The organism is Bradyrhizobium sp. WCU1 (assembly GCF_053474805.1).
The window spans coordinates 1621349-1636162 of sequence record NZ_CM130280.1; the positions used below are offsets into that span (position 1 = coordinate 1621349).

General features: G+C 64.8%; 11 protein-coding genes. 5 read left to right on the plus strand and 6 right to left on the minus strand.

Annotation, left to right across the window (positions count from 1 at the left end):
* Window positions 1-20: 20 nt before the first annotated feature.
* Complete coding sequence (locus ACTUWL_RS07290; protein WP_021076784.1) at window positions 21-239, plus strand: hypothetical protein; 219 nt, start codon at window positions 21-23, stop codon at window positions 237-239.
* A gap of 92 nt (window positions 240-331) precedes the next feature.
* On the opposite strand, the gene ACTUWL_RS07295 is transcribed toward ACTUWL_RS07290, so the two are convergent.
* The 4 genes from ACTUWL_RS07295 to ACTUWL_RS07310 all read right to left on the minus strand — a co-directional run bounded on the left by ACTUWL_RS07295 (window position 332) and on the right by ACTUWL_RS07310 (window position 7213).
* A complete protein-coding gene (locus tag ACTUWL_RS07295) occupies window positions 332-1150 on the minus strand; it encodes an aldo/keto reductase (protein ID WP_021076785.1) in 819 nt (272 codons plus the stop codon).
* A gap of 167 nt (window positions 1151-1317) precedes the next feature.
* Window positions 1318-2898 (minus strand): alkaline phosphatase D family protein, encoded by a 1581-nt coding sequence (locus tag ACTUWL_RS07300; protein ID WP_021076786.1) that lies wholly within the window; start codon window positions 2896-2898, stop codon window positions 1318-1320.
* Window positions 2899-3180: 282 nt separating this feature from the next.
* On the minus strand, window positions 3181-3552 hold the full coding sequence (locus ACTUWL_RS07305; RefSeq protein WP_035649959.1) for a hypothetical protein: 372 nt from the start codon (window positions 3550-3552) through the stop codon (window positions 3181-3183).
* Window positions 3553-3739: 187 nt separating this feature from the next.
* The gene (locus ACTUWL_RS07310; RefSeq protein ID WP_021076788.1) at window positions 3740-7213 is read right to left on the minus strand and encodes an indolepyruvate ferredoxin oxidoreductase family protein; all 3474 of its coding nucleotides are present in this window, start codon (window positions 7211-7213) and stop codon (window positions 3740-3742) included.
* Window positions 7214-7417: 204 nt separating this feature from the next.
* Between ACTUWL_RS07310 and ACTUWL_RS07315 the strand changes: the two genes are divergently transcribed.
* From ACTUWL_RS07315 to ACTUWL_RS07330, 4 genes are all read left to right on the plus strand, one after another.
* Entirely contained in the window at window positions 7418-8371 is a 954-nt protein-coding gene (locus ACTUWL_RS07315; RefSeq protein WP_021076789.1) for a starvation-inducible DNA-binding protein, read from the plus strand.
* 42 nt (window positions 8372-8413) lie between these two features.
* On the plus strand, window positions 8414-8968 hold the full coding sequence (locus tag ACTUWL_RS07320) for a carboxymuconolactone decarboxylase family protein (RefSeq protein WP_021076790.1): 555 nt from the start codon (window positions 8414-8416) through the stop codon (window positions 8966-8968).
* Between the two features lies 1 nt (window position 8969).
* Window positions 8970-9770: an SDR family NAD(P)-dependent oxidoreductase gene (locus ACTUWL_RS07325; protein WP_021076791.1), complete on the plus strand. Its 801-nt coding sequence runs from the start codon at window positions 8970-8972 to the stop codon at window positions 9768-9770.
* A gap of 216 nt (window positions 9771-9986) precedes the next feature.
* Window positions 9987-10205, plus strand: coding sequence for a hypothetical protein (locus ACTUWL_RS07330; RefSeq protein WP_021076792.1), 219 nt, complete (start codon window positions 9987-9989; stop codon window positions 10203-10205).
* A 37-nt stretch (window positions 10206-10242) separates the two neighbouring features.
* Here ACTUWL_RS07330 and ACTUWL_RS07335 read toward each other — a convergent pair whose 3' ends face one another.
* Both ACTUWL_RS07335 and ACTUWL_RS07340 read right to left on the minus strand, forming a co-directional pair.
* Window positions 10243-13425: an efflux RND transporter permease subunit gene (locus ACTUWL_RS07335; protein ID WP_021076793.1), complete on the minus strand. Its 3183-nt coding sequence runs from the start codon at window positions 13423-13425 to the stop codon at window positions 10243-10245.
* A gap of 23 nt (window positions 13426-13448) precedes the next feature.
* Window positions 13449-14693 (minus strand): efflux RND transporter periplasmic adaptor subunit, encoded by a 1245-nt coding sequence (locus ACTUWL_RS07340; RefSeq protein ID WP_021076794.1) that lies wholly within the window; start codon window positions 14691-14693, stop codon window positions 13449-13451.
* Between the last annotated feature and the right edge of the window lie 121 nt (window positions 14694-14814).

The following is a 14814-nucleotide window of genomic DNA, read 5'->3' on the forward strand; positions in this document are numbered from 1 at the left end:
CATCATTTGAGGAGGACGAAATGAAAAAGATTGGTTTTGTTCTTGCAGCGATCGGCACGCTTGCAGTGGCCGTTCCGTCGATCGCGAACGCCGAGACCGTCGTGATCAAGCGCGGCCATCACCATCACTGGGATCGCGGCTGGGGCACGCGCGCCGAGATGCGCCACGACCGTGGTTGGCATCGCGGCTGGCATCACGACCATGACCGAGCGGTCGTGATCCGGCGCGACCGCTACTAACCACCGACACGTCCAAGAGGTCGACACAACGGAAAATGGCTCCTTGCGGAGCCATTTTTCTTTTTCAACATTCACATCGGATGGTCGACGGCTCAATCCCACGCCGGGGCAAAACCCGGATTGACGCAGCGCATGTCCTTGCGCAGCGCGGCGATCACCTTGCGGTCGTCGTCATCGAGCTCGACCTTCAGCGCATCGAGATTGGCGCTTTGGCTTTCTGCGCGTGACGCTTTCGGGATGGCCGCAACGCCATCCTGATCGAGCAGCCATTTCAACGCCACCTGGGCTGCGGTCGCATCATGCTTGCGGCCGATCTTTGCCAAGGTCTCGTCGGTCGCGAAACGGCCCTGCGCCAGCGGACAATAGGCCACCAGCGGGATCGATTTCGCGGCGAGATATTTCCGCACCGGCGTCTGATCCAGCATCGCGTGATACTCGATCTGGTTGCAGGCGATCGGCGCCCTGATATCCTCGACCACGGTCTTGAGCAGCGCGGTGGTGAAATTCGCGACGCCGATCGCGCGGGTGCGGCCCTCTTCCTTCAGCTGCATCAGCGTCTCGAACACGGCGGGCAGCTTCATGCTCTTCGACGGCCAGTGTACCAGATAGAGATCGACGTGATCGAGCCGCAGCTTGTTCAGGCTGGCATCGAACGCCTTCCGGATTGCATCGGGCGCCAAATTCTCGTGCCAGACCTTGGTGGTGACATGCAGGTCCTTCCGCGCGACCTTGGAAGCCGCGATCGCCTCTCCGATCGCTTCTTCGTTGCCGTACATCTCGGCGGTGTCGATGTGCCGGTAACCGAGCCCGAGCGCGCTCTCGACCGCCGCGCGGCAGGCATCGCCCTGCATGCGGAAGGTGCCGAGCCCGAGCTGCGGCAGGCTGATGCCCTGTGTCTGCAGATTGTCCATGGATAGCTCCTGACGCGTGGGACGCCGATGAAATCGACGACGCCACGCCAGCAAATCAGCTGAAAGGAATGAAATTGGCAGAACTGCCGAGACGCAGTCTGCCCGTAAACCGGCCCTGCGGGCAAGGCGCCTGCAATCAAGATGTCGCGACGGGATAAGGGACGGCTCTAGATGTGCTGCGCCATGATCTGGCCGGGCCGCGCGTCCGGCCGCGGTTCGATGTCGACCGACCAGAGATCATGATTGTCGACGTCCTTCAGCGTCACTTTCATCACGCCGGTCTTGCCGTCGATGTCGACACGGCCGAAGAATTGCAGGCCGAAGCACGGCGCGAGATTGTCGCCCTGCTCGGCCGAACAGCCCTTCTGGTACATCGCTTTCGGGCCGAAAGTGTTGTCGAGCTCGCCGGGCGACCAGGTGCCGGCATGCAGCGGGCCGGAGACGAATTCCCAGAACGGCTCGAACTCCTGGAACACCGCGCGGTTCGGATCGTAGTGATGCGCCGCGGTGTAGTGCATATCGGCGGTGAGCCACACCGTGTTGCGCACGCCGGCGCGCTTGATGAAGGACAGGAGATCGCCGATCTCGTGCTCGCGCCGCTCGGGCGGGCCGTCACCGAGCGCGACGGCATCGAGGCTCACGAGCCCGATCGGCAGGTCGGCCGCGATCACCTTCCAGACGGCGTCCGACGCCGCCAGCTCCCGCTTCAGCCAGCCAAGCTGGCTCTCGCCAAGGATGAAGGCCTGGTCCGGATCACCCTGCTTGTTCCAGCTGGAATCGCGATAAGAGCGCATGTCGATGATGAAGACGTCGAGCAGCGGCCCGTAGGCGATCTTGCGATAGACCCGGCCGTCGCGCTCCGGCATCAACCGCATCGGCATGAATTCATGGAAGGCGCGGCGTGCCCGCGCCACCAACCGCGAATTGCCGTCCGCATCATAGCCGGTCGAATCCGCAGTGCCGATCGGCGCCCAGTCGTCGGCCACCTCGTGGTCGTCCCATTGCGCGAACATAGGCACCTCGGCGTGGAAGGCGCGGAAATGCTCATCGAGCCAGTTGTATTTGTAGTTGCCGCGAAACTGCTCAAGAGTCTGCGCAACGACGGATTTCTCCTCGGTGACGATGTTGCGCCAGACCTCGCCGTTCGGCAGCGCCTGTTGCGGCGGCACCGTGCAATCCGCATAGATGTGATCGCCGGAATGGATGAAGAAATCCGGGCGCTCGTTCCGCATGGTGCGATAGCTACGCAGGCCACCGCGCGCAGGGTCGATGCCCCAGCCCTGCCCGACGACGTCGCCCGACCAGACGAACGAGACCGAGCGGCGGTCGATAGGCGCGGTGCGGAAATGCCCGACCCGGCTTTCGCCGACCAGGCCGTCACGATCCTCGAAGCTGACGCGATAGAACAGGTCCTGGCCCGGCGGCAGGCCGTCGAGCAGCAGTTTTGCGGTGAAGTCGCGCTCGGGCAGCGCATCGACCGACGCACTGCGCAGGACGGTGGCAAAGCTCTCGACGGCCGCGCATTCGATCCGCATGCGCGCGGCACGATCGGCGCGAGCCCAGATCACAGCGGAATCGCTTGCGACGTCACCGGACTGGATGCCCGCGATCGCGGGACGATCGGCGGCGCGGCTCAGATACGGTCTTGTCAGCGAGCCCAGCCCTGCCAGCGCGGCCGTCGACGCCGAGCGCACCAGAAGCTGACGCCTTGTGAGGCCTCGCCGCCTCGCGGAGATCGCTGTCGGCATTCAGTAACCTTCGTCATATCCTGACGAGGGTTTTGCCTGCGCCGTTTGACTCCGGGCTTACAGTTTCTTGACTCCCCGCCGACGGTTTTGCGACGGCGGGATGACTCTCGGGTCCCCAGACCCGTCATCCTTGAGGAGCGCGGAACGCGCGTCTCGAAGGATGAATCGGCGACCGACGGGGCCGTCGATCCTTCGAGACGCGCGCAAGTGCGCGCTCCTCGGGATGACGGGTCTTGTGCTGATGCGGTGCTCACGTGACCGGCGCGAGACCGCGAGCCGCCCTCACCGCTGCCAGTTGCAAATGCCGCCGGTACGGCACGGCCAGGTCTGGATCCTGGTGTCGCGGGCTTCCGCGTCTAGCGGGTTCGAGTGCCGGCGCGCGAGCTTGGCGCGGGTGGGAACGTGCGTGGCGGCACGCTTCCGCTCTTGCGGCGCGGTCACTCTGGTCGTCCGAACGGGCTTCTGCCGCTCGACCTTCGGCTCCTCGACCTTCGGGTCGACAGCAGCATGCTGATCCGGACCGTGATCGGTCTTTGCCTCGACCGGAACCGGCTCGAACTGTGCCGGCGGGCCGAGCGGCTTCGGCGACAGCACGGCCCGGGAGAGATCGAGGCTGAAGAACTCGCTCGGACGATAGTCGTCAGCCAACGCCACGCCACCCAGAGCCAGGCAAGCGGTACAAACGGTTGCAACGAAAACGCTTTTCAGGACCGTCAAAAAGGCCTCCTGAAATCACTCGAACAGAACAGCCATCATGTAGGGACCCGGCCGCGCGAATCCAGCCGCTGGTTGCAGGCAGGGTTACTGGTCAACCAAGGCGGCCGTGGAAAGTTCCCGGCCCCTATTCCGCCGCCTGTGCCAGCGGCTGGCCGATCGCGCGCTCCAACCGCGCGCATTCGGTGCGGTAGCGGGCGACATTGCCTTCCTTGATATGGCCGTATCCGCGCACGAGGTCCGCGGCCTTCGCCAGCGCCACCAGGCGCGGCAGATCGAGCGGCTTGTTGCCGTCGAGGTGGCGCAGGATCATCGCCGAATAGTCGACCGGCAGCGCGCGCTCCATCTTGCGCTCGGCGGTGTAGCCGAAGATGTCGAACGCAGTGCCGCGCAGGCCCTTCAGGCCGGCCAGCAGCCCGAATGCCTTGAATATCCACGGCCCGAATTCGCGCTTCTGCAACCGCCCGGTGACCGGATCGCGCTGTGCCAATAGCGGGGGCGCCAGCAGGACCTTCAAGCCGGAATTGCCCTCGAACTGCTCGCGCAACGCCCTGCTGAATTCGCCATCGGAATAGAGCCGCGCGACCTCGTATTCGTCCTTGTAGGCCATCAGCTTGAACAGGCCCTTCGCAAACGCCTCGGTCAGGTCTTGCGAACCCGGCGCCGCCGCGGCCTCGGCCGCGCGAACGCGCGCGACATCGTCGAGATAGCGCTTTGCGTAGGCCGCGTCCTGATAATCGGTGAGGAACTTGGCGCGGAACGCGATCGCCTCATCCAGCGTCTTCTTTGCCAGCGCTGCGCCCGCGTTCTTGAAGCGCGCGGCGCTGACCACGCGTTGCAGATCGTGCGCGGCGAGCCGGCCCCACGAGAACGCGGTCTTGTTCATCTCGATCGCCGCGCCGTTGAGCTCGATCGCTTTGAGGATCGCCTCGAGCGACAGCGGGATCGCGCCGCGCTGGAACGCAAAGCCGAGCATGAAGGCGTTGGTGGCGATGCTGTCGCCCATCAGCGCGGTCGCAAGCCCGGTGGCATCGAGGATGTCGAGATCGTCAGGTCTCACCGCACCGTTCAGCGCATCGCGCATCGAGCTGGCCTCGAAGTCGATATCGGGATCGATCACGAAGCTCGCGGTCGGCAGCAAATCGGCGTTGACGACGGCGCGGGTGAAGCCGCGCTCGGCGCGGCTCAGCGCCGGGACGCTGGTTGCAACCACGAGGTCACAACCTAGGATCAGGTTGGCATTGCCGGGCGCGATGCGGACCGTGGTCAGCATGTCGGAGGCCGGCGCCAGCCGGACATGACTCATGACCGCGCCGTTCTTCTGCGACAGGCCGGTGAAGTCGAGCGTCGAGCAGGCGAGCCCTTGGACATGCGCGGCCATGCCGAGCAGCGCACCGATGGTGATGACGCCAGTGCCGCCGATGCCGGTGATCAGGATGTTGTAGGGCGCGCTCAGCGCAGCCGCCGGCGGCGTCGGCAGGTCGGCGAACAGCGCCTTGGGATCGGCGGCGGTGCGGTCGGCCTTGCGCAGCTTGGGATCCTGCACCATCACGAAGCTCGGGCAGAAGCCCTCGATGCAGGAGAAATCCTTGTTGCAGTTCGACTGGTCGATGCGGCGCTTGCGGCCGAGTTCGGTCTCCAGCGGCTGCACCGAGACGCAGTTCGACGCCACCGAGCAATCGCCGCAGCCTTCGCAGACGCGCTCATTGATGAAGACGCGCTTGGCCGGATCGGGAAACAGCCCGCGCTTGCGGCGGCGGCGCTTCTCGGCGGCGCAGGTCTGGTCGTAGATCAGGACGGTGAGGCCCTCGATCTCGCGCAAGGTGCGCTGCACGGCGTCGAGCTCGCGGCGATGGTGGATGGTGGCGCCGGACGGGAAGTAATTGGCGGGATATTTGTCGGGATCGTCGGAGACGATCGCAAGCTTCTTGGTGCCTTCGGCCCAGACCTGGTGGGCGATCTGCGCCACCGTGAAGCCGCCTTCGGCGGGCTGGCCACCGGTCATTGCGACCGCGTCGTTGTAGAGGATCTTGTAGGTGATGTTGACGCCGGCAGCCGCGGCGGCGCGCAGCGCCAGCAAACCGGAATGCGTGTAGGTGCCGTCGCCGAGATTCTGGAACACATGCTGTTCGCTGGTGAACGGCGCCTGCCCGATCCAGCTCACGCCCTCCGCGCCCATATGCGAGATGGTCTGGGTGTTGCGGTTCGGCACCGACAGCGCCATGCCGTGACAGCCGATGCCGGCCATGGCGCGGCTGCCCTCGGGGATCTTGGTCGACGAATTGTGCGGGCAGCCCGAGCAGAAATACGGCGTGCGCGACAGCTTCGCGGCGCCGGTGCCCTCGGCCGGGCGATCGAACGCCTCGAGTTTTGCCAGGCGCTGCTCCAGCAACGGACTGCGATGGCCGAGCTTGCGCAGCCGCGCCACCACGGCGGCAGCGACCATCGTCGGCGTCAGCTCGCCTTCGCTCGGCAGCAGAGGCGCGCCGCTCTCGTCGCGCTTGCCGACCACCGACGGACGCTTCGACGCGTCCATGTTATAGAGGATGTGGACCAGCTGGTCCTCGACGAAGCCGCGCTTCTCCTCCACGACCAGTACGTCCTGCAAGCCTTCCGCGAACGCGCGCGCGCCGTTGGCCTCCAGCGGCCAGGTCAACGCCACCTTGTAGATGCGCAAACCCAGCTCCTGCGCCTCGGCATCGGTGATGCCGAGATCGGCGAGCGCCTGGCGCAGATCGAGATAGGCCTTGCCGGTCGCCATGATGCCGAGCCGCGCCGGCTTCGAATCCAGCACGATGCGGTCGAAGCGGTTGGCGCGGGCGAAGGCCGCGACCGCCTCCATTTTGGGCCCGTGCAGCCTGCGCTCGGCCTCCAGCGGCGGATCCGGCCACCGGATCGACAGCCCGCCCGGCGGCATCTCGAAATCGTCGGGCATGATGATCTTGATGCGATCGGGATCGCTGACGATCGAGGCCGAGCTCTCCACCGTCTCGGAGATCGCCTTGAAGCCGACCCAGCAGCCGGAATAGCGCGACAGCGCGAAACCGAGAATGCCGAGGTCGAGATAGTCCTGCAGCGTCGCCGGATTGACCACCGGCATCAGCGCCGAGGCGAACACCTGCTCGCTCTGATGCGCCAGGGTAGAGGACTGGCAGCCATGGTCGTCGCCGGCCAGCGCGATCACGCCGCCATTCAGCGAGGTGCCGGCCGAATTGGCGTGCTTGAGCGCGTCGAGCGAGCGGTCGACGCCGGGGCCCTTGCCGTACCAGATGCCGAACACGCCATCGACCTTGGCGCCGGGGAACATGCCGACCTGCTGGCTGCCCCAGACCGCGGTCGCCGCCAAATCCTCGTTGAGGCCGGGAACGAACGCGATGTCGTGCTCTTTGAGGAACGATTTGGCGCGCCACAGCGCGTGATCATACATGCCGAGCGGCGAGCCGCGGTAACCGGAGATGAATCCGGCGGTGTTCAGCCCGTGCGCGCGGTCGCGTTCGCGCTGCAACATGGGCAATCGGACCAGAGCCTGGGTACCGGAGAGGAAGATTCGCTTGGTGTCCAACCGGTACTTGTCGTCCAGTCCAACGTCCATCAACGCCATCAGTTTCCCCGTCAGTCAGCCACGCCGGTCCGAACCGGTCTCATTATCTTCGGAATGATCATGCATCAGCATGCACTGATTTTGTTATGCATGAACAGCCTCGTTCCATGGCCCCAACACATATCTCGATGTTGCGTGCGCGAGGCCTCGAGGCTTGCCGAACCCCGGCATCTTTGAAACGGTGCGCGCAAAGGGAGACCAAGGATGATAAGAGTCGAATCCGCGTTCACGACGGAAATCGTGGAGAACGGCGATCTGCTGGTGGGTCCCTGGCGCAGCCCGAAACAGATGCTGCAGGCCCAGACCTACGACTCCCACGCCTCGATTCACGACGACGCAACCGCGCAGAAGCTCGGCTTCCGCGGCGGCACCATCGAGGGGCCGACCCATTTCAGCCAGTTCGCGCCGCTGTGCGAGCGGATCTGGGGCCGCACCTGGTTCGAGACCGGCTGCCTGTCGGCGCATTACCGCAACCCGGTGTTCGAGGGCGAAGAGGTGCAGGCCCAGATCGAGAAGCCGAAACCGGGCCAGACGGTTTGCGCAATCGGAATGATCAAGCGCGACGGCACCGAGATCCTGCGTGGCACGGCCTCGATCGACGGCGACGGCACCGAAACAGCGCTCAGCCGCCGGCTCGGCGAGCTGAAGCCGCTGACCGATCCGGTGATCCTCGCCGACATCAAGGTCGGCATGAAGACGGCCCGGCAGGCGATCAAGATGGATTTCGACCAGAACATGGGCGACCTCTATCCGTTCTCGCTGGCCGACAAGCTGAAAGTGATCACCGAACCCTCGGATGGCTACTACGCGCAGGAGCACAATCCGTGGGGTCGCGCCGTCATCCCGATGGAGATGCTCAGCGTGCTGTTCCAGTACCGCGCGCGCGAGGACCGGCTGCCGGTCCGTGGCCCCGCGGTCGGGCTGTTCGCCGACCAGGAGATCCGGCTGCTGCGCGGGCCGCTGTTCCCGGGCGAGACCTATTGGGTGGAGCGCGAGGTCGTGGCGCTCTCCGGCAGCAAGCGCACCGAAAGCATGTGGGTGCGCTCGACCGTGTTCGACGCCGACAACGCCGTGGTCGCAACCATGCTGCTCAACGGTGCCAGCATGAAGGACTCCTACGCCAACTACGCCGGCGAGCACAAAGCCCTCTACGGCTGAAGCGCCGCCTCTCCCGCAAGCCGCCGAACAAGGACAACAACAATGGCCCGCCTGCCCTATCTCGAAGCCGACCAGGTCGCCCCCGAGTATCGCGACATGCTCAAGCGCAACACCAACCTGCACAAGCTGCTGGTGAACTCACCGGACATGGCACGCGCCTTCAATGGAATCGGCGGCTACATCCGCTTCAAGAGCAAGCTCGACCCGCGATTGCGCGAGCTTGCGATCCTGCAGGTCGGCTGGCTGGAGAAGTCGGAATATGAATTCACCCACCATGTGAAGATCGGCAAGGAGTTCGGCGTCACCGACGAGGACATCAAGGGCCTGATCGCGGAGACCGACGGCAAGCCGTCGCAGCTCGAGCCGCTGGCACGAGCGATCCTCAGGGGCGCCCGCGAGATGGTGCGCGAGCTCGCGATGTCGGAGGCGACCTTCGCCGAGATCAAGAAAGAGCTCTCCGACGAGCACATGACCGATCTGGTGCTGACGATCGCGTTCTACTGCGCCGTGGTGCGCGTGCTCGCCACCATGCAGATCGACAACGAACCCAGCTACAAAGAAGTACTGCAGCAGTACCCGATCCCGGGAGTGAAGTGACATGCGCCTTAGAGATCGCGTCGCCATCGTCGTCGGCGCCGGCCAGAGCCCTGGCGAGGGCATCGGGAACGGCCGCGCCACCGCGCTGACCTTCGCCCGCGAAGGCGCCAAGGTTTTGTGCGTCGATCACAATCTGGCGTCGGCGCAGGAAACCGTCGACCTGATCGTGGCCAAGGGCGGGACTGCGACCGCCTTCAAGGCCGACGTCACGAAAAACGCCGACATCAAGGCGATGGTGGCGGATGCGCATGGCCGCTGGGGCAGCGTCGATATCCTGCACAACAATGTCGGCGTCAGCCTCTCCGGCGGCGATGCCGAGTTGCTCGACATATCAGAGGAGGCGTTCGACCGCTGCGTCGCGATCAACCTGAAGAGCTGCATTCTTGCCGCCAAGCACGTGATCCCGATCATGCGCAAGCAGCAGAGCGGCTCGATCATCAACATCTCGTCGATGGCCGCGATCACGACCTATCCTTACGTCGCCTACAAGGCGACCAAGTCGGCGATGATCGCCTTCACCGAACAGCTGGCCTACCAGAATGCGCAATATGGCATTCGCGCAAACGTGATCCTGCCGGGATTGATGAACACGCCGATGGCAGTGGACACCCGCGCCCGCGAATTCAAGAAGACCCGCGCCGAGGTCGAGGCGGAGCGTGACAGCAAGGTGCCGCTGCGTCACAAGATGGGCACGGGCTGGGATGTCGCCAATGCCGCGCTGTTTCTCGCCTCCGACGAGGCCAACTTCGTGACCGGTGTCACGTTGCCGGTCGATGGCGGTGCCAGCGTGCGGCGCGGCTAATCGAGACCATTAACCCCTGTGACGCTGTGCAGTTAATCTCTGTGACGCAATCACGTGTTTTTGCGCCGCAATGATTCGAAAAAATTGAAGTATTCCAATGACACGGCGATGTGACGGCGTGTCCACATAAATCGAAATCCTGACTCGTTGTGGTCGCACGAAATTCATCTGCGCTCTGTATCTCGCACGCCAAGAACTTCTGGAGTGCCTGGACCAATGAGCGAAGAATTCGAACTCAGACCCGATCAGTGGGATGCGCTGAAAGCGCTGCGGGCTCCCGCAGCAAACCCGTCACGGCTGAACCGGTTCGCCGTCGAGAGCCTGATCACGCTCGGCTATGTCGCGATACGTGGCGACGCGTTTGAGCTGACGCCCGCGGGCCGCAAGGTGCTGGTCCGTGGTTCGTCACTTCTGCTGCTCGATATCGCAGCTTGATCCCTTCCAAGCTGACATCAAGCTTACACACGCGGCATCATGCCGCGTGTGCTTTTCCGGGGATGGTCGCCTCGCCGTGCTGGGTCAGCGGCTTCATGCCGGTGACGGTGCGCAGCAGCACATAGAACACCGGCGTCAGGAACAGGCCGAACACCGTGACGCCGATCATGCCGGAGAACACCGCGACACCCATCGCGCGCCGCATCTCCGAGCCCGCACCGGTCGAGAGGACCAGCGGCAGCACGCCCATGATGAACGCCATCGACGTCATCAGGATCGGCCGCAGCCGCAGCCGGCTCGCTTCGATCGCGGCCCTGATCGGCGAGCGCCCGGCGAATTCGAGCTCGCGCGCGAATTCGACGATCAGGATGGCGTTCTTGGCCGACAAGCCCACCAGCACGATCAGGCCGATCTGGGTGAACACGTTGTTGTCCCCCTTCGACAGCCAGACCCCGAACATCGCGGCCAAGAGCCCCATCGGCACGATCATGATGATCGAGAGCGGCAGCGCCAGGCTCTCATAGAGCGCGGCGAGCACCAGGAACACCAGCAGGATCGCCAGCGGGAACACCCAGATTCCGGAATTGCCGGCGATGAACTCCTGATAGGTCAGGTCGGTCCATTCGAAGGCAAAGCCCGGCGGCAGCGTTTCGGCTGCGATCCGCGTCGCCGCCTCCTGCGCCTGGCCGGACGAATAGCCAGGCGCCGCGGCGGCGTTGATATCCGACGACAGGAAGCCGTTATAGCGAATCGCCCGCTCCGGCCCCGCGCTCTGGCGGACCTTCAGCAGCGCCGACAGCGGCACCATGTCGCCCGACGACGAGCGCACCTTCAACTGCCTGATGTCGTCGGCCCGCGCGCGGAACGGCGCATCCGCCTGCACATAGACCGAATAGGTGCGGCCGAATTTGTTGAAGTCGTTGACGTAGTAGGAGCCGAGATAGATCTGCAGCGTGTTGAAGACCTCCGTGACCGGCACGCCGAGCTGCAGCGCCTTGGTGCGATCGATGTCGGCGAACAGCTGCGGCACGTTGACCTGGAAGCTCGAGAACACGCCGGCGATCTCCGGCGCCTTCTGCATCGCCGTCATGAACGCTTTGGTGGCGTCGTTCAGCGCTTCATAGCCGAGACCCGCACGATCCTCGATCTGCAGCTTGAAACCGCCGATGGTGCCGAGGCCATTGACCGGCGGCGGCGGGAACATGGCAATGAAAGCGTCCTGGATGCCGGCATATTTCTTGTTCAGTGCCATCGCGATCGCAGGTCCCGAGAGCGACGGGTCCTTGCGTTCATTGAACGGTTTCAGGGTCGAGAACACGATGCCGGCGTTGGACGAATTGGTGAAGCCGGAGATCGACAGGCCGGGGAATGCCACCGAGCTTTCGACACCGGGCTGGGTCAGCGCGATGTCGCTCATCTTGCGGATCACTTCCTCGGTGCGGTCGAGCGTGGCGCCGTCGGGCAGCCGCGCAAAGCCGACCAGATACTGCTTGTCCTGGCCCGGCACGAAGCCCGACGGCACCTGCTTGAACAGCACGCCGGTCAGGCCGATCAGCAGCACATAGAGGCCGATCACCACGGCCTTGCCGTAGATCACATTGGTGACGGTGCGGCCGTAGTTCTCGGACGACTTGGTGAAGACCTTGTTGAAGCCGCGGAAGAACCAGCCCAGCGACCTCTCCATGATCCGGGTCAGCCAGTCCTTGGGCTCGTGATGCCCCTTCAGGAGCAGCGCCGACAGCGCCGGCGACAGCGTCAGCGAATTGATCGCCGAGATCACGGTCGAGATCGCGATCGTGAGCGCGAACTGCTTGTAGAACTGTCCGGTGAGGCCGGAGATGAAGGCGAGCGGCACGAACACCGCTATCAAGACCAGCGCGATCGCGATGATCGGGCCGGACACTTCGCGCATCGCCTGGTTGGTGGCGTCGCGCGGCGACAGGCCGGACTCGATATTGCGCTCGACGTTCTCGACCACGACGATGGCGTCGTCGACCACGATGCCGATCGCCAGCACCAGGCCGAACAGGCTGAGCGCGTTGATCGAGAAGCCGAACACATGCATCACCGCGAAGGTGCCGACGATCGACACAGGCACCGCGATCAGCGGAATGATCGAGGCGCGCCAGGTCTGCAGGAACAGGATCACGACCAGCACGACGAGCGCGATCGCCTCCAGCAGCGTATGGATGACGGCCTCGATCGAGGAGCGCACGAACTGGGTCGGATCGTAGACGATCTGGTACGACACGCCTTCCGGCATGTTCTTCTTGATCTCCGCCATCGTCGCGCGGACATGGTCGGAGATCTCCAGCGCGTTCGAACCCGGCGCCTGGAAGATCGGGATCGCAACCGCCTGCTTGTTGTCGAGCAGCGAGCGCAGGCCGTATTCGGATGCGCCGAGCTCGATCCGCGCGACGTCGCGCAGCCGGACCACCTCGCCGGCCGAGCCGGTCTTGACCACAATGTCGCCGAACTGCTCCTCGGTCGACAACCGTCCCTCGGCGTTGACCGAGAGCTGCAGGTCAAGGCCCTTGACGCTGGGCGAGGAGCCGACCACGCCGGCCGCGGCCTCGACGTTCTGGGCCTGGATCGCCCGGACCACGTCGCTCGCGGTCAGCGAGTGCTCTGCGGCTTTCTGCGGATCGACCCAGACCCGCATCGAATAGTCGCCGGCGCCATAGAGCTGGACGTCGCCGACGCCGTCGATCCGCGCCAGCCGGTCCTTGACGTTGAGCACCGCGTAGTTGCGCAGATACGTCATGTCGTAGCGGTTGTTCGGCGACAGCAGATGCACGACCATGGTGAGGTCGGGCGAGCTCTTCTTGGTGATGATGCCGAGCTGACGCACCACGGCCGGCAGGCGCGGCTCGGCCTGCTGCACGCGGTTCTGCACCAGCTGGGTCGCCTTGTCGGGGTCGGTGCCGAGCCGGAACGTCACCGTCAGCGTCATCGCGCCGTCGGTGGTCGCCTGGCTCGACATATAGAGCATGCCCTCGACGCCGTTGATCTGTTCCTCGATCGGCGTTGCCACCGTCTCGGCGATCACCTTCGGATTGGCGCCGGGATAGGTCGCCCGCACCACGACCGACGGCGGCACCACGTCGGGATATTCCGAGATCGGCATCGCCACCAGCGAAATGAGGCCGGCGAGGAAGATCAGGATCGACAGCACACCGGCGAAGATCGGCCGGTCAATGAAGAATTTTGAGAGATTCATGGCTCCGCCCCCGCGTGCAGCGCCTAGCGCTGCACGACGTGCTGGTTGGTTTCAGTGGATGCCTGCTGCATGCCGCGCGCGCCCATCTCGGCGACTTCCGTCTTCAGAAGTGCGCCGGGGCGCACGCGCTGCAGGCCGTTGACGACGATGCGGTCGCCGGATTTCAGGCCGGCGGTGACGATCCGCAGGCCATCGACCGCGCCGCCGAGCGTGACGGAGCGATAGACCGCGCGGCTGTCGTCGCCGACCAGCATGACGAATTTCTTGTCCTGGTCGGTGCCGACCGCGCGCTCGTCGATCAGCACCAGCGTCTGCTGCTTGGGCTGGCCCATCCGCACGCGGGCGAACTGCCCCGGGATCAGCCGGCCGTCGTCGTTCTTGAACACGGCGCGGACGCGGATCGTGCCGCTCTGCCCGTTGACCTGGTTGTCGATCAGCTGGATGTGCCCCTTGGCGCTGAGGCCGCCCGAGGTGACCATGTCGACCGGGATCTGATCAAGATTGCCGCGCTTGCCGGAGGCGTCCGCGATCGAGTTCAGCGCCCGCAGCACGACTTCCTCGTCGGCATCGAAGCTCGCATAGATCGGATTGACCGAGACCAGCGAGGTCAGCACCGGCGACGAGGTGCCCGCCGCGACGAGATTGCCGACCGTGACCTCGATCCGGCCGACCCGGCCGTCGACCGGGGCGCGGACCTCGGTGTAGTCGAGATTGAGCTTTGCGGTCTGCAGCGCGGCTTCGGCAGCCTTGACGTTGGCGATCGCCTCACGATTGGCGTTGTCGCGCTGGTCGAAATCGCGCTTGGTGACGATGTTGTTGCCGACCAGCTGCGCGCCGCGCTCGACTTCGCTGGTGGTGAACACGACGCGGGCCTTGGCCGCCTCGAGCTGGGCCTGGGCGCGGTCGACCTCGGCGGCGTAGGGCGCGGGATCGATCTTGAACAGGATGTCGCCGGACTTCACCAGCGCGCCCTCGGTGAAGTTGGTCGACAGGATCGCGCCCGCCACTCGCGGCCGCAGCTGGACGCGGTCGACCGCCTCGAGCCGGCCCGAGAAGTCATCGAACAGGGTGGTCGACCGCGGCTGGATCACGGCGACGGTGACCGGAACTGCCGGTTCGGGCGCGGCGGCGGTGGCCGTCGCCTGCGCGGCATGGAAATAATGGCCGGTCGCGACCGAACCGGCGACGGCCACGGCGCCAAGGATCACGACGCCGCCGACGACGCGTCGGAACCGGCCGGAACGGGGATTTTGGGTTGACGGGGGCATTCACGCGCTCCAGATATCTGTAGTGTTCGCTACAAATGTGGAGCTGGACGCCGGTTCGCAAGATACTTATGTATCAGGCACTATGAAATTATTATCTCATTCATGGGGAAATGGGAAGTCG